Here is a 20546-nt window from a genome sequence, read left to right as displayed (position 1 = left end):
GGCTGCCCCGCCCGTCCGGAGGAAAACACCGGAGGCGTTGGGGGACCTGCCGCGCCGATCTTTTCGGCACCGCCCAAATCCGGTGAGGTGTTTATTTCCCTGACATGGCGATGCGCACGACCGTCGGGTCGCGCTCGCCGGCCCGGTCGGCGAACTCCGCGCTGCGGTGCACCACGTCGAACTCGTGCCGCCGCCGGTGCAGCGACGCGCTGAGCATGATGTGGTCGAGGTCCTCGGAGTTCCCCGCGGTCACCGCCGTGTAGCGGTCGCCGGCGGGCAGCTCCGCGGAGAGGTCGGCGAGCCCCGCCCCCTTGGCCAGGGTCTGGACGGGGATGGACGCCGCCCGGTCGTTGAGGTCGCCCGCCACGATCACGCTCGCGTTCGCGTCCACCCTCCGGACGGAGTTCACGAACCGCGCGACGACGCGGGCCTGCGCGTCGCGGCGCCACGCGGTGGGCTGGGACGGCGGCTGGTTGCGCCCGAAGAGCGGCTGGTCGTCGCCGGTCCGCGGGAACCACTGGTTGGCGATGACGATGAGGCGCCGGCCCTGCCAGGTCAGCTCCCCGGCGAGCGGCTTGCGGGTGCCGGCCCACGCGGTGTCGCGCGGCGCGATCCGGCCCGGGCTGAGCGTGAGCCCGGCCGTGCCGCCGCGCGCGACGGCCCGGACCGAGGTCACGGCCGGGTCGGGCTGCTCGGGCGGCTCGTCCGGGAGCGGCTCGGACGGGGAGGGGCGGTCGACGAACGCCAGGCCGCGGTCGGTGCGGAACAGGAAGCCGACCCGGTCGTTGGCGCCCTTGCGGCCGCCGTCCTCGTTGTCGCGCGGGTCGACCGAGCGCCAGTCGTAGGCGGGACCGCCCGCCGCGCTGATCGCGGTGATGAGCTGCGCGACGGTCTGGTCGTCGGCGACGGTGCCGTCGTCGTCCGGTCCGCTGTTGTCGCCGAGCCCGGTCACCGCGACGAGGTCGGGGGAGCGCAGGCCCGCCACGATGTCGCGGGCCACGGCGTCGAACCGCGCGGGCGGCGCGTCGGGGTTCAGCCCGTTCAGCGCGGTGGTGGCGACGGCCATCTCGCCGGGGCGCTGCGGCCGGGTCGCCTCGCGCGCCGGCCCGCCGGGGACGCGCCGCGGTGACGCGGTGAGCAGCAGCCGGTAGTCGCCGTAGGAGTAGTCGAGGACGCCGTCGTTCGGGCCGGGCAGCCGGTCGCCGACGTTCGCGGCGGGGATCGGGGCGAGCGCGTCGTCGAGGATGACCCGCTCGGGGTTGGCGTCGCCGTCGCGCAGGAGGATGCCGCCGCGCGCCGTCCGCGCCCGCGCCCCGGCGCCGCCGGCGGGCAGGACGGGCAGCTCGCCGTCGAGGGTGGGGCCGGCCGCGACGGCGTCGTCGACGCGGACCCGCATGCCTTCGAGGGCCTCGTAGAAGTCGATGGCGTCGTGGCGGGGGTCGAACGCGCCGCCCCGCTCGACGTTCCCCCGCCCGCGCTCGATCACGGCGCCCGGGGGGCGGAGCCCGCGCGGGCCGAGCGCGGCGGGCGCCGGGAGCGGCGCGCCGTGCGCGCCGACGGCCGTCGCGGTGGCGTCGATCTCCGTCCGGGTCAGCCCGCCGGACGTTCCGCCGCCGGGGCGGAACTCGCTGACCCTGCCGTCCACGCGGACGGAGTCGCCGACGCGGGCCTTGGGCGCGGTCCGGGTGAAGACGAAGACGCCCTCGGACGTCGCGTGGCTGCGGTCGGGGTGCGGGTCCTGCATCCAGAAGCCGTTGACGGTCAGCGCCGTCACGACGCCGGGGACCCCGGACACGGCGCGGCCCTTCAGCGGCGAGATGTGCGCGGCGCCCTGGATGTCGCGGATGCGCGGCGAGGGGGCCGCGGCGTGCGCCGCGGGGGCGGCGAGCAGCGGCGCGGCCAGCGCCGCCGCGGCCAGGAGCGCGCCCAGACCGTGCACCACTTACGCTCCATGACCGACTCGGAGTCCGAACGAACGACAAGGATGATACGCCGGTGCGACCGTGCGGCGTGCCGTCCCGGGATGGGCGCGGTTTGCGGGACGGCACGCCGCAGGCTCGGGGGCCGGGAAGCGGCGCGGTCGGGCTACTCCTCCAGCGTCAGCGCGGCCTTCGGGCACGACCGGACCGCGTGCCGGACGCGGTCCTGCTCCCCGGGCGGGACGTCCGGCTTCAGGATCACCAGCTCGTCGTCGTCGGTGAGGTCGAAGACCTCGGGGGCGAGCCCGACGCACACGGCGTTCGCCTCGCACACCAGCGGGTCGACCCGTACATTCATCGCCTTCTCCGTTCACGATTCCCGGTGAGCGCCGCGGTGCCGGGGCCTGGCCACCGCGCCCGCCAACCTACCGAACACGGTTCGGGAAGGTTCTTGTGCACCCGGAAAGTAGAACACGTTCCAGTCTGGTGGGGCAAGCCATCCTGGACACAGCACGACTCATCCGGACGATGTTGGACATGGCGCCCGCGAGGTAAGGTGCCCCGGACAGAGGAGATCGATGACCGACACCAAGGCGTCCACCCCCGCGGGGACGACCGCCGCGCCCGCCCCGGCGATGCCCGCCGACCTGCGGCGGGTCGCCCGCGCCGCCAAGGGCTTCATGCCGGAGGAGGAGGGCCTCGCGCTGTACGAGACGGCCCTGCTCTACGGGGCCCGCCTCGCCGCGGCCGGGCCCATGCTGGAGGTCGGCACCTACTGCGGGAAGTCCGCCGTCTACCTGGGCGCCGCTGCCCGGACGGCGGGAACGGTCCTGGTCACCGTCGACCACCACCACGGCTCCGAGGAGAACCAGGCGGGCTGGGAGCACCACGACCCGTCCCTGGTCGACCCGAGCACCGGCCGGATGGACACGCTGCCCACCTTCCGCAAGACGATCGGCTACGCGGGCCTGGAGGACGAGGTCGTCGCCATCGTCGGGCAGTCGCGCACCGTCTCGGCCTTCTGGCGGGCGCCCCTGGCGCTGCTGTTCATCGACGGCGGGCACGCCGAGGAGCACGCGCAGGGCGACTACGAGGGCTGGGCGCCGCACGTCGCCGTCGGCGGAGCCCTCGTGATCCACGACGTCTTCCCCGACCCGCGGGACGGCGGGCAGCCGCCCTACCACGTCTACCTTCGGGCCTTGGAGAGCGGAGCGTTCGAGGAACGGCGGGTGGAAGGGTCGCTGCGCGTCCTGGAAAGGGTCGCCGGCACCGACCCCCTCACGCCGTCCGCCTGACGCCTCTCAGACGCCGCTGAGCCGCCCCACGCGGGCGCCTCACACGCGGTTGGCGACCGCGACCAGCGCGCACCCGCACGCCAGCGGGTCGGACGCCTCCGACGGCCCGAGCGGCCGTCCCGCGATCTCCTTGAACAGCCGGGAGCCGGGGGACGCGCCCGCCAGCGCGTCCGCCGCCAGGACGACCGCCGCCGCCGTGTAGGTGGAGCGGTCCCCGGGGAAGTGCCGCTCGTTCTCGAACTGCCAGCCCGTCCAGTACGAGCCGTCCTCGTGCCGGAGGTGCTGGATCGTGGCGAACAGCTCCAGCGCGCGGTCGCGGTCGCCCGCCGCGTCCAGCGCCAGCACCAGCTCGCAGCTCTCCGCCGCCGTCACCCACGGCTGGTCGGACACGCACCGGCACCCGAGGCCCGGCACGACGAAGGCGTCCCACTGCTCCTCGAACCGGCGGGCCGCGTCCGCGCCGCGCACCGGGCCGCCGAGCACCGGGTAGTACCAGTCCATCGACCAGCGGCTCTTGTCGGCGAACGCCTCCGGATGCGCGGCCACCACGTGCCCGAGCTGGTCGGCGGCGAGCTCCCACTCCGGCTGGTGCTCGCCGAGGTGCTCGGCCAGCGCCACCGCGCAGCGCAGCGACTGGTAGATGGACGAGCAGCCGGTCAGCAGCGCGTGGTCGGACGGCTCGCCGTCCTCGTGCCGGATCCAGATGATCTCGCCGCGCCGGGTCTGCAGCCCGAGCGTGAAGTCGATCGCCCGCCGGACCGCCGGCCACATGTGCCGCGCGAAGCGCTCGTCGCCGGTGGTGAGCAGCTCGTGCCAGACGCCGACCGCGACGTAGGCGGCGTGGTTGGACTCGCCGCCCGGCTCGGTGACCTCGCCGAGCACCCACTTCGCGGGCCACGACCCGTCCGGCCGCTGGACGCCCCGCAGCCACTCGTACGCCCGCCGGGCCTCCGCGCCGAGACCGGCGACCGACAGCGCCATCGCCGCCTCGACGTGGTTCCAGGCGTCCACGTGGCCGGGGACGCCGCCGGTCGGGGAGAACCACGGGATGGCGCCGGACGCCTCCTGCTGCGCCGCGATGCTCCGCGCCGTCGCGACGATCTCGTCCGTCGTGAGGATTCCGGGGACTGCGGGCGGCGCGGTCTCAGACCGCATCCGCCGTCTCCCTGGCCGGGGTCGCGGGCGTGCCGGGGACCGCGGGCTTGGCGGAGTAGACGACGACGCTCTTGCCGATCAGCGGGTTCATCACGTGCTCGGCGAGCCGGGTGGCGAGCGGCCGCTTCATGATGTCCCACACGAGGATCTGGTGGTAGGCCTTGGCCAGGGGGTTGCCGTCGTTGTCCACGCCCACCGCGCACTTGATCCACCAGTACGGCGCGTGCAGGCCGTGCGCGTGGTGGTGGCCGCCGATCCTGAAGCCGGTCGACTTCAGCTTGGCCTCCAGCTCGGCGCGCGTGTAGATCCGCACGTGCCCGCCCGGGGCCGTGTGGTAGTCCTCCGACAGCGCCCAGCACACCCGCTCGGGCAGCCAGCTCGGCACCGTCACCGCGAGCCTCCCGCCAGGCTTCAGGACGCGCAGCAGCTCGCGCATCGCCCGCATGTCGTCGGGGATGTGCTCCAGCACCTCGGACGCGATGATCGCGTCGAAGCGGTCGTCGGGGAACGGCAGGTCGAGCGCGTCACCCTGGACGGTCTCGGCGGTCGCGTCCGCGGGCACCTCGCCTTCGAGGCGCATGGCCCCGAACATCGTCTCGACGCCGGCCAGCTCGCCGGCGTCCTGGTCGAAGGCCACGACGTGCGCCCCCCGGCGGTACAGCTCGAAGGCGTGCCGTCCGGCGCCGCATCCCATGTCGAGGACGCGGTCTCCGGGGGAGACGCGGAACCGCTGGAAATCCACGGTCAGCAGGGTCGTGCTCCTTCCGTACAGGGGCCGCCGGGAGGGCGCTCCCTCACTTGCCCCCGGCGGCGAGCCGCCGGTAGTTCTGCTGGGCGATCGCGGCCCGGTAGTGCTCGACGGTGGCCTGCGCCACCGCGGGCCAGGCGAACCGCTGCTGGACGCGGGCGAGACCGGCGGCGCCCGCCCGCGCGCGCTCCCCGGCGGAGTCGTGCAGGCGGTGCAGGGTCGCGGCCAGCTCCTCCACGTCGCCGGGCTGGACGAGGATCCCGGCGTCGCCGACGACCTCGGGCAGCGCGCCGGCGCGGCTGGCGACGAGCGGCGTCCCGGACGCCATGTGCTCCACGGCCGGCAGCGAGAACCCCTCGTAGCGGGACGGGACGACGGCGGTCTCCGCGGACGCGAGCAGCTCGCCGAGCTCCGCGTCGCCGATGCCGCTGACGAACCGGACGCGGTCGCCGAGGGCCAGCTCGCGGACGAGCTTGTCGGTCGGCCCGTCCTTCTGCGGCCGGCTCACGACGATCACGTGGACGTCCCGCTCGGTGGCGACCTTGGCGACCGCGCGAAGCAGCACGTCCACGCCCTTGATCGGCGCGTCCGCGCTGGCCATCGCGACGATCCGGCCCGGGACGCGCTCCCCGCGCGGGTGGAAGATCCGGGTGTCGACGCCGAGCGGCAGGATCTCGATGTCGCGCGGGTCGACCTTGAAGTCCTTGACGATGTCGACCTTGGAGGACTCCGACACCGTCAGGACCGGGCCGATCCGCCGGGACACCTGCGACTGCATGCCGACGAACCCGTACCAGCGGAGCTTGCCGAGCTTCTGCTTGATCCCGCGGGCGGCCTCGATCTCGATCCGCCGGTCGACGCTGATCGGGTGGTGGATGCTGGTCACCAGGGGCAGCCCGAGCCGGGCGATGCCGAGGTTGCCGAGGCCGAGGACCTGGTTGTCGTGCACGACGTCGAAGTCGCGGCGGCGCCGGCGCAGCAGCCGCAGCGCGCGCAGGCTGAACGTCAGCGGCTCGGGGAAGCCGCCGGTCTTCATGTGCGCGAACTCCAGGACGTCCAGCCAGTCGCGGAACTCGCGGAGCGCGGGGGTGCGGAACGGGTCCTCGTCGCGGTACAGGTCCAGGCTCGGGAGCTTGGTGAGGGCGATCTCCTCGCGGTCGAGCTCGGGGTACGGCTGGCCCGAGACGACCTCGACGGTGTGCCCGAGATCGACCAGTTCCCGGCTCAGATGCCGGAGGTAGACGCCCTGCCCGCCGCAGTGCGGCTTGCTCCGGTACGAGAGCAGGGCCACCCGCAACGGGCCGCCCGCCTCGCCTGCCTCACCCACGCCAGGCCCTGTTCACGCACCACTCCCGTCAGTCGAGGGACGCCGGTCGCACGCGCACCGGCATCTCCTTTATGCCGTTGATGAAACTAGACCTTAGCCTGCGTACGTTACCGCTGAGTTCAATATTGGGCATGGCGTCCAAAAGTGTTTCGAAGAGCACACTCAGCTCAAGTCGGGCAAGGTGCGAGCCCAGGCAGAAGTGGGGCCCTCCGCCGCCGAATCCGAGGTGCGGGTTCGGGTCCCGTCCCACGTCGAAGGCGTACGGGTCGGCGAACACGGCCTCGTCGCGGTTGGCGGACGAGTAGAAGACGACGACCTTGTCGCCCTCCTTGATCTTCTTGCCGCCGAGCTCGGTGTCCTGGACGGCCGTCCGGCGGAACAGGTTGACCGGCGTGACCCAGCGGACGATCTCGTCCGCGGCCGTGCGGACCAGGGACCGGTCCTCCCTGAGCCGCGCCCACTGCTCCGGATGCTCCAGCAGCGCGAGCATGCCGCCGGTCGCCGCGTTGCGGGTCGTCTCGTTCCCGGCGACCGACAGCAGCATGACGAACAGCTCGAACTCGTCCCCGGTCAGGACCTCGCCGTCCGCGTCCGGCTGGAGCAGCTTGGTGACGATGTCGTCGCGGGGGTTCTCCCGCCGGTCGGCGGCCAGGACGTTGGCGTAGGCGTACAGCTCGGTCGCCGCGGCCTGGCCCTCCTCCGGCGTGCGCTGGAACTCCGGGTCGTCCCCGCCGATCAGGGTGTTCGACCAGTGGAAGATCTTCTCCCGGTCCTCCGGCGGCGCGCCCAGCAGCTCGCAGATGACGTACAGGGGCAGCGGCGCCGCCAGGTCGCGGACGAAGTCGGCGTCCTCGCCCCGCTCGGCGGTCTCGGTGACCAGCGTCCGGCAGATGTCGCGGATGTGCTCCGCCAGCGCGCCGATGGCGCGCGGCGTGAAGCCCCGGTTGACGATGCTCCGCTTGCGCGAGTGCTCCGGCGGGTCCTGGTTGAGCATCATCATCCGCTGCAGGACGAGATGATCCTCCGGCGGCTCGTCGAAGAGCGCGAGCCGCCGCCAGGACGAGAAGACCTCCGGATGCCGCGACACGTGGACGACGTCCTCGTGCCGCGTGACCGCCCAGAACGGCGGGTAGTCCCGCTCCGGATCGCCGTGGTGCCAGTGCACCGGCTCGTGCTCGCGCAGCCACGCCAGCTGCTCGTGCGGGATGCCGCCGCGCTCGTACGCGCCGGGATCGACCAGTTCGATGTCGGGGGTGGTGGTCATCGCCTCGAACCTCCTCGTCCGGAGTGATGGGCGCCGTCAACCTCCAAGGGGAGCCGAGGGCGTGAACCGCACCGGGATCTCCTTGTAGCCGTTGACGAAGTTGGACCGCAGCCGGCGCGGCTCGCCGGCGAGCCGGATGTCGGGCATCCGCTCCAGGATCGTCTCAAAGACGATCCGCAGGTTCATCCGGGCGAGGTGGGTGCCGAGGCAGTAGTGCGGGCCGCCGCCGCCGAAGCCGAGGTGCGGGTTCGGGTCGCGGCCCACGTCGAAGGAGAAGGGGTTCTCGAACACCCGCTCGTCCATGTTGGCGGACCCGTAGAACAGCACCACCTTGTCGCCCTTCTTGATCTCCTTGCCGCCGAGCTCGGTGTCGGCGAGGGCCGTCCGGCGGAACTGGTTGATCGGGCTGACCCAGCGGACGATCTCCTCGACCGCCTTCGGCAGCAGGCTCCGGTCCGCCCTCAGCCGCTCCCACTGGTCCGGCCGCTCGAAGAAGGCGAGCATCCCGCCGGCGGTCGCGGTCCGGGTCGTCTCGTTCCCCGCGATCGACAGCATGATGATGAACAGCTGGAACTCCTCCAGGCTGATCGTGTCGCCGTCCGCGTCGGGCTGCAGCAGCTTGGTCACGATGTCGTCGCGCGGCGTGGACGCGCGCGCCGCGGCGAGCCGCCCGCCCCACTCGGCGAACTCGGCGGCGCACAGCGTCGACTCCTCGCGGCCCTCGATGAACTCGGGGTCGTTGAACGCGACGAGCTTGTTCGACCAGTGGAAGATCCTCTCCCGGTCCTCCAGCGGGGCGCCCAGCAGCTCGCAGATCGTGTACAGGGGCAGCGGCGCCGCGAACTTCTCCACGAAGTCGCACTCGCCGAGCGGCGCGGCCTCGTCGATCAGCTCGTTGCAGATCCGCCGGATGTGGTCCTGCAGCCGCCCGATCATCCGCGGGGTGAAGCCCTTGTTCACCATGGACCGCAGCCGCGTGTGGTCCGGCGGGTCCTGGAACAGCATCATCTGCCCGTAGAGCGCGATGTCCTCGTCGGCGAACTCCTCGAACATCGCCGACCGCACGTGCGAGGAGTACGGGTCGGCACGCCGCGACACCGCGACGACGTCCTCGTGCCGTGTGATCGCCCAGAAACCGGGGACCCCCTCGTTGGGGTCCTGGTGCCAGTGCACGGGATCGTTGTCGCGCAGCCACTGGAACTGCCGGTGCGGGATGCCCCCGCGCTCGTACACGCCGGGGTCGATGATGTCGATCTCGGGAGCTCGGAAGGCCCGGTGGGCGGAGACGGGAGACGTCGCGAGTGCCATGGAAGATCCTTCGTGCCGGGGTGGAGACCACACGAGGCGAACAGGCCGTTTGAGCGCTTGCTTGGGTGCACGCACCTAGAACAGGTTCTAACATGAGACTCCAGTCTCATCAAGGCCCCGGAGCCGGAGTGACGCATGCCGCATCCGGCCCGCGCCCCCTCGTCCCGCCTGGTCCGGGGCGGTAGGATCCCGGACGTGCTGCAGTCGCTCTTTCTCTGATCGGACTCCGGACGGCCCGCCCCTCGCGCCGAGCGAGCCGCGGGCGGTCTGACGCCTGCCATTCGCCCTCGCACTGGGCGAGTCAGCTCGAAGGCACGCTCCCGTACCGCGGTCGCCCGCGCGACGGTCGAAGCGTGCCTCCGTCCGGAGGAAGAATGACCGTCTCCATCACCCTGCCCGCACGCGCGCGGGCACAGCTCACCGCCGAGGGGATCCGCGTCGCCCGCGGTGGGCGGACCGTCCTCGACGGCCTGACCATGACCGTCTCACCGCGGTCCCGCTGGGGCGTCGTCGGCGAGAACGGCCGCGGCAAGACGACCCTGCTGCACGTGCTGAGCGGAGCGCTCGCGCCCGACGAGGGCGAGGTGCGGCGCGTCGGCACGTTCGGCATCGCCGAGCAGAACATGCCCGCCGGCGAGAGCGCCACGGTCGGCGACGCCGTCGACCGGGAACTCGCGGACGCGCGGGCCGCGCTGCGCGCCCTCGACGCGGCCACCGGCGCCCTGACCGACGGACGTCCCGGCGCGGACGAGGACTACGCGGCGGCCCTCGACGCGGCGGAGGCGCTCGGCGCCTGGGACGCCGACCGCCGCGTCGACCTCGCCCTGCGGAACCTGGGGGCCGTCACCGACCGCGCCCGCGGGCTGCGGGAGCTGTCGGTGGGGGAGCGCTACCGCGTCCGCCTCGCCTGCCTGCTCGGGGCCGAGCACGACTTCCTGCTCCTCGACGAGCCGACGAACCACCTGGACGCGGCGGGCCTGGCGTTCCTCACCGAGAGGCTGCGCGGGCACCCGGGCGGGATCGTCCTCGTCAGCCACGACCGCGCGCTGCTGGAGGACGTCGCGACCACCGTCCTCGACCTCGACCCGAGCCCGGACGGGCGCCCGCGCGTCCACGGAGACGGGTTCGCCGGGTATCGGGAGGGCCGCGAGGCCGAGCTGCGGCGGTGGGAGGCCGAGTACGAGCGGCAGCGGGCCGAGCATGTGCGCCTCTCCCGCGACCTGTCCGAGGCGCGGAACCGGCTCGTGACCGGGTGGCGGCCGGACAAGGGCACCGGAAAGCACCAGCGGGCCACGCGCGCCCCCGCGCTCGTCCGCGCCGTCCACCGCAGGCGCGACGAGCTGGAGCGGCACGCGGTGACGGCGCCGGAGCCGCCGCGGCGCTTCGGGATGCCGGATCTTCCGGCGCGTCCGGGCGTCCTGCTGGCCGCCGACGGCGTGCGCGTGGACGGCCGGCTGCGCCGGGAGGCGACGCTGTCCCTGGAGGCCGGCTCCCGCCTGGTCGTCACCGGGCCCAACGGCGCGGGCAAGTCGACCCTGCTGGGCGTGCTCGCCGGGCGGCTCGCGCCGACGGCCGGGACGGCGCGCCGCGCGCCCGGCGTGCGGGCCGGCCTGCTCGCCCAGGAGTCGCCGCCGGCGGACGGACGCCGTGCCCGCGACGTGTTCGCCGCACATGTGGGGCGGCTGGTCACGACGGGCGCCGTCGCCGAGGACGAGACCGTCTCCGTGGCGGCGCTGGGCCTGCTGTCGTCCGGGGAGCTGGGGAAGAGGGTGCGCGAACTGTCGATGGGGCAGCGGCGCCGGCTGGACCTGGCGATGGTGCTGGCGGCCCGCCCGCACGTCCTCCTACTGGACGAGCCGACGAACCACCTGTCGATCGCACTCGTGGACGAGCTGACCGAGGCCCTCCACGCGACCCCGGCCGCGGTCGTCCTGGCGACCCATGACCGGCGGCTCCAGCGCGACACCGCGGGCTGGCCGCGGCTGGACCTCGGTGGTCAGCGCAGGACGTAGCGGAGCGGGTCGTCGGTGCCCTCGCGGCGGGCCACCGCCCGCGTCTCCAAGGTGCGGATGTGGGCGGCGGCCTCCGCGGCGGCCATGCGGCGGGCCTGCTGGGCCATGTCCGCCCACGGGTGGCGCCAGGTGAGGCCCGCCGTGAGGTCCCACAGCGTGATGGGGCTGGACGACAGGAGCGCCGCCACCTCGGCGAGGCGCTCCTCGTGGTGGGTGATGATCTCGCGGGCGCGGGCGGACAGCCCGCTGAAGCGGAACTGGTGGGCGGGCAGGACCTCCTCCACCGACATCGCGGACACCTTGTCCAGTGACCCGAGGAAGTCGCTGAGCGGGTCGATGTCCGGGGTGTCGTACGGGTAGAGGCCGATGTGCGGGGTGATGCGGGGCAGGACGTGGTCACCGGTGAAGATGCGGTCGTCGTCCTCCAGGTGCAGGCAGATGTGCCCGGGGGAGTGGCCCGGCGTCCAGACCGCGCGGAGCCGGCGGCCGGGCAGGTCGACCAGGTCGCCGTCGGACAGCTCGCGGTCGGGGATCGCGGGCGGGGCGACCCGGGTCTGCTGGCTCGGGCCGCTCAGCTCCGACTCGGCCGCGCCGGCGCGGCGCAGCGCGGTCAGCTCGAACGCGCGGCGGCCGCCCTGGCCGACCTGGTGGAAGAGCCGGACGATGCCGGCGTCCGCGTGGTGCATGGCGATCCAGGCGCCGGACGCCTCCCGGACGCGGCCGGCGAGGCCCGAATGGTCGGGGTGGAAGTGGGTGACGACCACGCCGTGCACGTCGGCGACGTCGATCCCGAACGTGCCGAGGCCGTCGCGCAGGGCCGTCCAGGCGTCCTCGTGGTGCCAGCCCGCGTCGATCAGGACGGGCCCCCGCGGGCTCTCCACCGCGTACACGAGCGTGTAGGCGAGGGGGTTGTCCGGGATGGGGACGGGAACGCTCCACAGCCCGCCGCCGAGATCTTCAGGTTCCGGCTGCACCGAGACCGCCTTTCGCGCCTGTCAGGGGTCGAGGCCCCGGCGAGGACCGCCGGGGCCGATGTCCAGGATGCCCGCTCAGATCCGCTCGATGACCGAGGCCGTGGAGAGGGCGCCGCCCGCGCACATCGTGACGAGGGCCGTGCCGGCGTCGCGGCGCTCCAGCTCGTGCAGCGCGGTGGTGATCAGCCGGGCGCCGGTGGCGCCGACGGGGTGGCCGATGGCGATGGCGCCGCCGTTGACGTTGACCCGGTCCATGTCCGGCTTGTGGACCGACGCCCACGACAGCACGATCGACGCGAACGCCTCGTTGATCTCGGTGATGTCGATGTCGTTCATCGTCATGCCGGACTTGCGCAGCACCCGCTCGGTCGCCTGGACCGGGCCGTCGAGGTGGTAGTACGGCTCGCCGCCGACGAGGGCCTGCGTCCTGACGCGGGCGCGGGGCCGCAGGCCGAGGGCCCTGGCCTTCTCCTCCGACATCAGCAGGACGGCGGCGGCGCCGTCGGAGATCTGCGAGGACGTGCCCGCGGTGTGCAGCGCGTCCGGCATCACGGGCTTCAGCCCGGCGAGCCCGTCGGCGGTCGTCTCGCGCAGGCCCTGGTCGCGGGTGACCTCGCGGGTCTCCCCGGTGACGTTGCCCTCGGCGTCCAGGACGGGGGCCGTGATCAGGGCGACCTCCCGGTCGAACCGGCCGTCCGCCCACGCCTTGGCGGCGAGCTGCTGGGAGCGGGCGCCGAACGCGTCGAGGTCGGCGCGGGTGATGCCGCGGCGGGCGGCGATCCGCTCGGCCGCCTCGAACTGGTTCGGCATGTCCAGCGACCAGTCGTCCGGGCGCGGGTTGGCGGGCAGCACGTTGGAGCCGAGCGGGGCGCGGCTCATCACCTCGACGCCGCAGCCGATCGCGACGTCCACGACCCCGGCCGCGATCTGGGACGCGGCGAGGTGCACGCCCTGCTGCGACGACCCGCACTGCGCGTCGATCGTGGTGACGCCGGTCTGCCACGGCAGCCCGGCGTACAGCCAGGAGTAGCGGCCGATGTGGCCGCCCTGCTCACCGGCCTGCGTGACGCAGCCCGCGAAGACCTGCTCCACCTCGGCGGCGTCGATGCCGGAGCGGCCGACGACGGCGTTCAGCGCGTGCGCGAGGACGGCCATCGGCTTCAGGCCCGCCATCCAGCCGTTGCGCTTCCCGAGCGGCGTGCGCACCGCCTCGACGATCACCGGGGTACCCATGCGGTCTCCTTCTAGAACGCGATTCGCCTTCGACTGTAACGTGTTCTAACTTTCCCGGGGAAGGCCGGTCCCGGTGAAAGGGATCCGCGCCGGGGCGCGGGCGGCGGCCGTGAATCGCCCCTGTGGGCACCCGGACGCGTCCATTAGCCTGGGGTGCGACGATCCCCCGCGCCGGAGGGCCCCCATGGCCGCAGATTTCGACGATCCCGTGTTCGACGAGGACTTCGTCAGGAGCGCGGTCTTCACCGAGCCGTCCGCCCGCGAGCGGGCCCGCCCGCCGGGCCGGCGCGAGCGGCGGCGGTCCCGCAGGGCCGCCCGGCGGGCCGGGGGCGGCCGGTTCCGCCGCCGCGGCCGGGAGACGAGCCACCGCATGGCCGTGTTCCAGCTGATCGGGGCCGTGCTGGTGCTGCTGGCGATCTCCATCGCGCTCTGGTGGTGGAACTCGGCGCCGCGCGCCGAGGAGCCGGCCCCGCCGGTCGGCCCGACGATCACCCACTCCCCGGCGCCCGCCCCGGCGCCGACGGGTCCGGCGCCGACCGGCCCGGCGACGCAGGCGCCGCCGACCGGCATCCCCGAGATCTAGGCGAGCCGCACCCGCAGCTCGGCGTACGCCGGGACGAGCACCCGCCGGGCGGGGCGCCGGGAGACGATCCGGTACGGCCGGCCGCCCGACAGCAGCGTCCCCAGCATCCGCGCGACCTGCACCCGCGCGACCGCCGCGCCGAGGCAGAGGTGGCGGCCGCCGCCGAACCACAGCTGCCGCGTCTCGGGCACGTATCCGCGGTGGACGTCGAACGGACCGGCGCCGTTGGTGGCCCGGTGGACCAGCAGCAGGACGCGCTCGCCCGCGCGGAGCCGCCGGCCGCCGACCGTCGCGTCCCGGGCCACGTGCCGCCCGATCAGCGGGGCGGGGGCGGCGACGCGCAGGCCCTCGCGGACGGCGGCGTCCATGAGCGACGGGTCGTCCAGCAGCGCCCGCTGCCGGCCGGTGTCGTGCAGCAGCGCCGCGGTCCGGGCGGTCCCGGAGGCGCCGGTCTCCGTTCCGGCGATCACCAGCAGGGTCGCCAGGCCGCGGCTCAGCGGCAGGCCGAGGCCCATCGCGCGGCACCGGCCGAGGAGGGTGTCCGGCCCCGCCGTGCGGTAGGCGTCCGGGACGGCGGCGGTGAGCCCGGCCACGATCGCGCGGGCCCGCGCGAGCACGGCCGGGTCGAGGTCGGTGGACGCGGTGGTGCCGAGCGCGAGCCGGGCCAGCCGCTCCCCGGCGGCGAACAGCTCGCGGCAGGCGTCGTCGGACCGGCCGGCGGGAAGCCCGAGCAGGTCGGCGACCATCCGCCCGGACAGGACGCGGGCGGCGTCGGCGACGTCCACGTCGGCGCCGGCGGTGAGGCGGCCTGCGAGCGCGGCGTGGGAGGCGCCCTGGGAACGTTCCACCAGGGTCCGCGCGGCGTCCTCGGTGAACAGGTCCCGGACGCCGGTGCGGATCTCCGCGTGCCGCGCGCCGCTGAAGAAGCGGCCCATCTCCTCCCCGAACAGCTGCGTCCACAGGTGGCCGACGCCGCCCTCGCCGGTCATGCCGAAACCGGCGTGGTCGTTCAGCACGTGCCGTGCCAGGACGGGATCGGTCACCACCCACCCGAGCCTGGGGACGCAAGTGATCGGGCCCGTGTGGCGCGCCGCCTCCAGGAGAGCGAACAGCGCGGGGTTCGCGGCCCACAGCAGCCGCGCCTCGTGCCGGTCCGCGATCTTCATGCTGGTCATCCGGCGATTCTGGCGGGTGGCGGACCGGGACGGAAACGCGGTATTACTCAAACCGGCTAAGTGGCGGTACTCACCACGAACCGGGTACAACGCCCGCTCCATGTTCCGTAGGGTCTCCCTGATCGGGAGCGTCCGGGTTCGGCGAGTCTGGCCGGACACCGAGCACGAGGAACCGGGGGAACCCCAGCCCATGAGAGCCCGCATCACCGCCGTCGCCGCGCACCTGCCCGAGCGGACGGTCAGCAGCGCCGAGGTCGAGGCCCGGGTCGCCGCCGAGAGCCCCGGATTCCGGCCGCGCCCCACGATCGTCGAGCGGATGACCGGGATCCGCGCCCGGCACGTCATGCCCGACGGCGAGCAGGCGTCCGATCTGGCCGTCGCCGCCGCCCGCCGCGCCCTCGCCGACCGGGCCGCCGACCCGGCCGGCCTCGACCTGCTGATCTTCGGATCGGCCTCGCAGGACCTCATCGAGCCCGCGACCGCGCACATCGTCGCCGCCAAGCTCGGCGCGACCTGCCCGGTCTTCGACGTCAAGAACGCCTGCAACAGCTTCCTCAACGGGCTGCAGATGGCGGACGCGCTCATCCGCACCGGGCAGCACGAGCGCGTCCTGGTCTGCACGGGCGAGAGCCCGTCCCGCGCGATCCGCTGGAGCGTCCGCGACCGCGCCCAGTTCGTGGACGCCTTCGCCGGCTACACCCTCTCCGACGGCGGCGCCGCGGTGCTCGTGGAGGCCGCCCCGGACGGCGGCATCTTCTACCGCGACTTCGCCGCCGTCTCCAGCGCCTGGCGGATCGGGACGCTGCCCGCCGGCGGCTCGATGCACCCGCGCGACCCTGAGTACACCTACTTCAGCGGCGACGGGCGGCGGCTCAAGGACGCCTTCGTCGTCAACGGCCCGGAGATCTTCACCACCGCGCTGGACAAGACCGGACTCACCTGGGACGACTTCGCGGTCGTCGCCGTCCACCAGGTGACGCTGCCGTACATGGAGGTGCTGCGCTCGATCCTCGGCATCCCGCCCGACCGGCTGGTCGTCACGCTGCCCGAACACGGCAACGTCGCGTCCGCGAGCCTCCCGCTGCAGATCGCCACCGCGCGCGCCGAGGGACGCTGCGGGCCCGGAGACAGGATCGCGCTGATCGGCCTCGCCGGCGGGGTCAGCCTCGGCGTCATGTTCGCGGAGCTGTGATGGCGGGCCTGTGGGTCGTCGTCCCCGCCTACGACGAGGAGCGGTCGATCGGCGCGACGCTGCGCCGGCTCGCCGAGCAGACCGACACCGCGTTCACCCTGGTCGTGGTCGACAACGGCAGCACCGACGGGACCGCCACGGTCGTCAAGGAGTTCGCCGCCGGGGACCCGCCCTTCGACGTCCGGATCGTCCACGAGCCGGAGAAGGGGACCGGCGCCGCCGCCGACACCGGCGTCCGGCACGCCATCGCCGCCGGCGCCGCGCACGTGGCCCGCACCGACGCCGACTGCCTGCCCCACCGCGGGTGGGTCGCGGCGGTGAAGCGGGCGTTCGGCGACGGGCTGGAGATGGTGTCCGGGCCGCTGCTCCCGCGCACCGACGAGTTCCCGCTGAAGTTCTGGGAGCGGCGCCTGCTCCCGGCCGTCATCGACGTCGCGGCGCTCTTCGGGCGGTTCCGCCCCGGCAACCAGGACCCCCTCTACCTCGGCCCCTACGTGATGATGCCGGGCTGCAACCTCGCGATCACCGCGGACCTGTACACGCGGGCCGGCGGCTTCCCGCGCACGCGCATCGAGGACGTCCACGAGGACCGCGCGCTCGTCAACCGCGTCCGCCACGTCACCGACGCCTACGGGCTGCGCGAGGACGTCATCGTCTACGGGTCCGTGCGGCGGCTCCGCGCGTTCGGCCTGGTCAGGACCCTCGGCTGGTACGCCGACCACCGCTACCGCCCCGACGTCGTGGACATCCGGTGAACTGGGAGGAGCGGCTCTACCTGACCGCGCACCCGGTCGCGTATCCGCTGCTGCGCGCGGTCGCCCGGCGCGGCCCGGCCGTCCGGGTGCCCGGGGTCGGGGTGGTCGTCAACGACGCCTCGGTGGCGCGCGAGGTCCTGATGGACGGCGAGACGTTCCGCAAGGACGGGCCCGGCTCGCCCGGCGACCTGTGGACGCCCGTGCTCGGGCCGTCGGTCCTGCTGAACATGGAGGGGGCCGCGCACCGCGCCCTCCGGCGGCGGCTGACCGACCTGTTCGTCCCGTCCTACACCGAGGCGCTGTGCACCCGCGTGCTGGCCGGGCCGCTGGAGCGGCTGGCCGGCCGCCTTGAGCGCGGCGCGACCCTCGACCTCGTGGACGCGGCGCGCGTCATGGCCGGGACCGTGATCGGCGAGGTCATCGGCCTCGAAGGCGGCACCGAGGACGCCTACCGCGAGCTGTTCGAGCAGGGCGAGCGGGTCGTGTCGACGGTGTCGCTGCGGACGCGCCGGCTGTCGCCGTCCCAGGTGCGGCGCGCCCGCGCGGTCCTCGACCCGCTCGGCGACATCGCGGCGAAGTCCTACCTGGCGGGGGACGAGGCCACGGTCATGGGCCGGATGCGGGCCCTCGGCCTGTCCGAGGACGAGGCGCGCGGCGCGGCCGGGGCGTTCTTCCTCACCGGCACCGAGACGGTCGCCACGCTGCTGCCCCGCCTGATCGCGCTCCTCGCCGACCACGGGCAGCTGCTCCGCGTCGCCGGTGACGCCGCGCTGCTCGACCGGGCCGTCGAGGAGGCCATGCGGGTCACGACGCCGACGCCGGTCATGCTGCGCAGCGTGCACCGTCCGGCGACGGCGGGCGGCGTCCGCGTCCGTCCCGGCGAGCGGGTCCTGATCGCCACGCACAACTGCTGCCGCGCGCACGGCCCGTTCGACCTGGACCGCCCGCACCCGCCCGAGCTGCGCCGCCTGTGGTTCGGCGCCGGGCCGCACTTCTGCATCGGGTACCCGCTGGCCATGGCCCAGATCCGCCTGGTCGCCCGGACGCTGCTCGCCGCCGCGCCGCTCGTGGTCACCGGGCGGGCCGCCGCGCGGAACGTCCTGATCCCCACGTACCGGTACCTGACCGTCCGCAAGGGGGACGCGCCATGACCCTCGTCCGCCGGCTCCTCGACCAGGCGGGCCGGACGCCCGGGGCCGTCGCGCTGGTCTCCGGGGACGGCGCGGAACTGACGTACGGCGAACTGCGGCGGCAGGTGCTCGCCGTCCGGCACGGGCTGCTGTCCGGCGGGCTCGGCGCGGGCGACGGGGTGCTGTTCTCGGTGCGGCCGTCGCCGGAGTCGCTGGTCCTCGCGCTGGGCGTGGTCGCGGCCGGGGGCGTGGTCGTCTTCGCCGATCCCGGGGCGGGGCCGGAGATGTTCACCGCGCGGCTGCGGCTGGCGCGCCCGCGCTGGTCGGCCGCGGAATCGGTGCTGTACGCGGGGAGCAGGCTCCGGCCCGTCCGGGCGTATGCGCGGCGGCGCGGGCTGCTCCTGCCGAACCTCGCCGACCTGCGGGTCCCGGGCGAAGGCCCGATGCGGCACGTGTACGTCGGCCGCCGCCTGCCGGGCGTGCCCGGGAAGGCGCTGTCGCTCGCGCGGCTGATCCGGGGAGACGCGCCCGAACCCGGCGGCGATCCCGACCCGGACGCGCCCGCGGCGGTGATCTTCACCTCCGGGACGACGGCGAACCCCCGCGCGGTCGTCCACACGCAGGCGTCCCTCGCCGCGGCGCTCGACCTGTTCCGGGCCCGGCTGCCGCTCGGGCCGGGCGACGTCGTCCACACCGACCAGCTCATGCTGGGGCTGCCGACGCTGATCGCCGGCGCCCGCTGGTCGATGCCGCCGCTGTCCTGCCCGCCCGCCGACTTCGCCCGGCTGATGCGGGAACGGGAGGCCACGCACACGTTCTGCGTCCCCGTCCACCTGGCGGAGATCCTGGACGCGTGCGGCGAGCTGCCGCCGTCCGTCCGGTACGTGCTGCTCGGGGCGGCCCCGGCGCCCGCGGCGATCCTGCGGCGCGCGGTCGCCGCGGCCCCGTCCTCCGAGGTCCTGTCGGTGTACGCGATGACCGAGATCCTGCCGGTGGCGATCGCGTCGGCGGAGGAGAAGCTCGCGCACGCCGCGCCCGGCGACCTGCTCGGCGCGCCGCTGCCCGGTGTCGGCGCGCGGCTCGCGGACGACGGCGAGCTGCTGCTGTCCGGCCCCAACCTGTGCCGCGGCTACCTCGGCGCCGAACCCTCGCGCGAACTGCCGACCGGCGACCTCGCCCGGCTGGACGAGGGCCGCCTCGTCCTCGTGGGACGCAAGAAGGACATGCTGATCCGCGGCAAGTTCAACCTCTACCCGGGCCTGTACGAACCGTCGATCGCGGCCCTCCCCGACGTGACCGAGGCCGCCATCGTGGGCGTGCCGGACCCGCGGACCGGGGACGAGGAGGTGGTCCTGGCGGTCGTCGGACCCGGCGACCTGCCCGCCAGGCTCCGGCGGGCGCTCCCCGACGTCATCGACCACGACGCCCTGCCGGACCGCATCGTCGTCCTGGACGGGCTGCCCCGCTCCGGGCGCACCCGCAAGCTCGACCGCGACCGGCTCCGCGACCTGGTGGCGCCATGAGGATCGCGGTGACGGGCGCCTCGGGGTTCGTCGGCGGCGCGGTGTGCCGGGCGCTCGCGTCCGAGGGCGTCACGACCTACGCGTTCGGCCGCCGTCCGGCCGTGGACCCCGCGCACGTGGGCGGCGCCGGCTACCGGTCGTGGGACCTCGCGCACGGCCCGCTCGCCGATCCGCCCGGGGTCGACGCGGTCGTCCACTGCGCGGGAAGCGCCACCGACTGGGGACCCGCCGCCGTCCTGTTCGCCGCCAACCTCACCGGGACCCGCAACGCCCTCGCGACCTTTCCGGGCGCCCGGTTCGTGCACGTCAGCACGGCCAGCGTGTACGACCCGTACCGTCCGAGCGTCATGGCGCGCGAGGACGAGGCCCCGGTGCGCCGCTACATGAACGCCTACGGCGCGTCCAAGGCCGCCGCCGAACGGCTGGCCGCCGCCCGCGGCGCGATCGTCCTGCGCCCGCACGCCGTCTACGGGCCCGGCGACACGACGCTCCTGCCGCGCGTCCTGTCGGCCGTGCGCGGCCCGATCCTGCTCGCCGCGGGGACGGGCCGCCGGTTCGTCAGCCTCACCTCGTCCGGCAACCTCGCGCGGGCCTGCGTCCTCGCCGCGACCGGCCCGGTGACCTCGGGCGTCTTCAACGTCGCGGACGCGGAACCGGTCGTCCTCGACGACGCGTTCCGGGAGATCCTCCGGGAGCGCGGCGTCCGGGCCCGTCCCGTCTACGTCCCGGCCCGCGTCGCCCGCCCGCTCGCCGCGGTCGCCGAAGGCGCGTACCTGCTGGCCCGCCGTCCCGAGCCCCCGCGGATCACCCGCTACGCGATCGGCCATCTCGCCGTGGAACGCACCCTCGACGTCACCGCCGCCAGGGAGGAGCTCGGCTACGACCCGGCTCCGACGTCCTTCGCGGGCGCCGCCGGCTGGTGAGCGTCAACCTTGGGTTGACGATCCAGGATC

The 20546-nt window shown here is 74.4% G+C and carries 18 protein-coding genes; 8 read left to right on the top strand and 10 right to left on the bottom strand.

The features are described 5' to 3' along the window. Positions 1 to 91 precede the first annotated feature (91 nt). A complete protein-coding gene (locus tag BM339_RS48805) occupies positions 92 to 1942 on the bottom strand; it encodes an endonuclease/exonuclease/phosphatase family protein (protein ID WP_024936319.1) in 1851 nt (616 codons plus the stop codon). A 143-nt stretch (positions 1943 to 2085) separates the two neighbouring features. Continuing rightward, the gene (locus BM339_RS22520; protein ID WP_021598630.1) at positions 2086 to 2277 is read right to left on the bottom strand and encodes a ferredoxin; all 192 of its coding nucleotides are present in this window, start codon (positions 2275 to 2277) and stop codon (positions 2086 to 2088) included. A gap of 220 nt (positions 2278 to 2497) precedes the next feature. Between BM339_RS22520 and BM339_RS22515 the strand changes: the two genes are divergently transcribed. Beyond that, positions 2498 to 3214, top strand: coding sequence for a class I SAM-dependent methyltransferase (locus tag BM339_RS22515; RefSeq protein WP_021598631.1), 717 nt, complete (start codon positions 2498 to 2500; stop codon positions 3212 to 3214). Between the two features lie 39 nt (positions 3215 to 3253). Here the strand turns inward: BM339_RS22515 and BM339_RS22510 are convergent, their stop codons facing one another. The 5 genes from BM339_RS22510 to BM339_RS22490 are packed head-to-tail and all read right to left on the bottom strand — an operon-like array spanning position 3254 to position 9016. Next, the gene (locus tag BM339_RS22510; protein WP_021598632.1) at positions 3254 to 4369 is read right to left on the bottom strand and encodes a glycoside hydrolase family 15 protein; all 1116 of its coding nucleotides are present in this window, start codon (positions 4367 to 4369) and stop codon (positions 3254 to 3256) included. Continuing rightward, the gene (locus BM339_RS22505) at positions 4359 to 5120 is read right to left on the bottom strand and encodes a class I SAM-dependent methyltransferase (RefSeq protein ID WP_177287763.1); all 762 of its coding nucleotides are present in this window, start codon (positions 5118 to 5120) and stop codon (positions 4359 to 4361) included. The genes BM339_RS22510 and BM339_RS22505 overlap by 11 nt, the downstream gene beginning before the upstream one ends. A 43-nt stretch (positions 5121 to 5163) precedes the next feature. Then, positions 5164 to 6444 (bottom strand): glycosyltransferase family 4 protein, encoded by a 1281-nt coding sequence (locus BM339_RS22500; RefSeq protein ID WP_021598634.1) that lies wholly within the window; start codon positions 6442 to 6444, stop codon positions 5164 to 5166. Positions 6445 to 6472: 28 nt separating this feature from the next. After that, complete coding sequence (locus BM339_RS22495) at positions 6473 to 7708, bottom strand: cytochrome P450 (protein WP_021598635.1); 1236 nt, start codon at positions 7706 to 7708, stop codon at positions 6473 to 6475. A 36-nt stretch (positions 7709 to 7744) separates the two neighbouring features. Beyond that, entirely contained in the window at positions 7745 to 9016 is a 1272-nt protein-coding gene (locus BM339_RS22490; protein ID WP_021598636.1) for a cytochrome P450, read from the bottom strand. Positions 9017 to 9390: 374 nt separating this feature from the next. Here BM339_RS22490 and BM339_RS22485 point away from each other — a divergent pair, with 374 nt between their 5' ends. Then, positions 9391 to 11028: an ABC-F family ATP-binding cassette domain-containing protein gene (locus BM339_RS22485; RefSeq protein ID WP_075022125.1), complete on the top strand. Its 1638-nt coding sequence runs from the start codon at positions 9391 to 9393 to the stop codon at positions 11026 to 11028. Here the strand turns inward: BM339_RS22485 and BM339_RS22480 are convergent. Both BM339_RS22480 and BM339_RS22475 read right to left on the bottom strand, forming a co-directional pair. Then, a complete protein-coding gene (locus BM339_RS22480; protein ID WP_021600210.1) occupies positions 11013 to 12002 on the bottom strand; it encodes an MBL fold metallo-hydrolase in 990 nt (329 codons plus the stop codon). The genes BM339_RS22485 and BM339_RS22480 overlap by 16 nt on opposite strands. 75 nt (positions 12003 to 12077) lie before the next feature. Continuing rightward, complete coding sequence (locus BM339_RS22475; RefSeq protein WP_075022124.1) at positions 12078 to 13235, bottom strand: steroid 3-ketoacyl-CoA thiolase; 1158 nt, start codon at positions 13233 to 13235, stop codon at positions 12078 to 12080. Between the two features lie 184 nt (positions 13236 to 13419). On the opposite strand from BM339_RS22475, the gene BM339_RS22470 reads away from it, so the two are divergent. After that, complete coding sequence (locus BM339_RS22470) at positions 13420 to 13818, top strand: SCO2583/SCO2584 N-terminal domain-containing protein (protein WP_075022123.1); 399 nt, start codon at positions 13420 to 13422, stop codon at positions 13816 to 13818. Here BM339_RS22470 and BM339_RS22465 read toward each other — a convergent pair. Then, positions 13815 to 14993: a cytochrome P450 gene (locus tag BM339_RS22465; RefSeq protein ID WP_033333646.1), complete on the bottom strand. Its 1179-nt coding sequence runs from the start codon at positions 14991 to 14993 to the stop codon at positions 13815 to 13817. The genes BM339_RS22470 and BM339_RS22465 overlap by 4 nt on opposite strands. 190 nt (positions 14994 to 15183) lie before the next feature. Here BM339_RS22465 and BM339_RS22460 point away from each other — a divergent pair, with 190 nt between their 5' ends. Genes BM339_RS22460 through BM339_RS22440 form a run of 5 tightly spaced genes read left to right on the top strand, consistent with a single transcriptional unit; the run spans position 15184 to position 20516 of the window. Beyond that, entirely contained in the window at positions 15184 to 16185 is a 1002-nt protein-coding gene (locus BM339_RS22460) for a 3-oxoacyl-ACP synthase III family protein (RefSeq protein WP_075022122.1), read from the top strand. Continuing rightward, positions 16185 to 16940 carry a glycosyltransferase family 2 protein gene (locus BM339_RS22455; protein ID WP_021594203.1) on the top strand — a complete coding sequence of 252 codons (756 nt, stop codon included), beginning with the start codon at positions 16185 to 16187 and terminating at the stop codon, positions 16938 to 16940. Before BM339_RS22460 ends, BM339_RS22455 begins: the two co-directional genes overlap by 1 nt. After that, entirely contained in the window at positions 16937 to 18091 is a 1155-nt protein-coding gene (locus BM339_RS22450; protein WP_075022121.1) for a cytochrome P450, read from the top strand. The genes BM339_RS22455 and BM339_RS22450 overlap by 4 nt, the downstream gene beginning before the upstream one ends. Further along, positions 18088 to 19593, top strand: a complete 1506-nt coding sequence (locus BM339_RS22445; RefSeq protein WP_075022120.1) for a class I adenylate-forming enzyme family protein — start codon at positions 18088 to 18090, stop codon at positions 19591 to 19593. The genes BM339_RS22450 and BM339_RS22445 overlap by 4 nt, the downstream gene beginning before the upstream one ends. After that, positions 19590 to 20516 carry an NAD-dependent epimerase/dehydratase family protein gene (locus tag BM339_RS22440; RefSeq protein ID WP_075022119.1) on the top strand — a complete coding sequence of 309 codons (927 nt, stop codon included), beginning with the start codon at positions 19590 to 19592 and terminating at the stop codon, positions 20514 to 20516. Before BM339_RS22445 ends, BM339_RS22440 begins: the two co-directional genes overlap by 4 nt. The last annotated feature ends 30 nt before the right edge of the window (positions 20517 to 20546 follow it).

The organism is Actinomadura madurae (assembly GCF_900115095.1).
GTDB lineage: Bacteria > Actinomycetota > Actinomycetes > Streptosporangiales > Streptosporangiaceae > Spirillospora > Spirillospora madurae.
The sequence above is the reverse complement of the archived record's forward strand: the minus strand, read 5'-3'. Positions and strand labels throughout refer to the sequence as shown.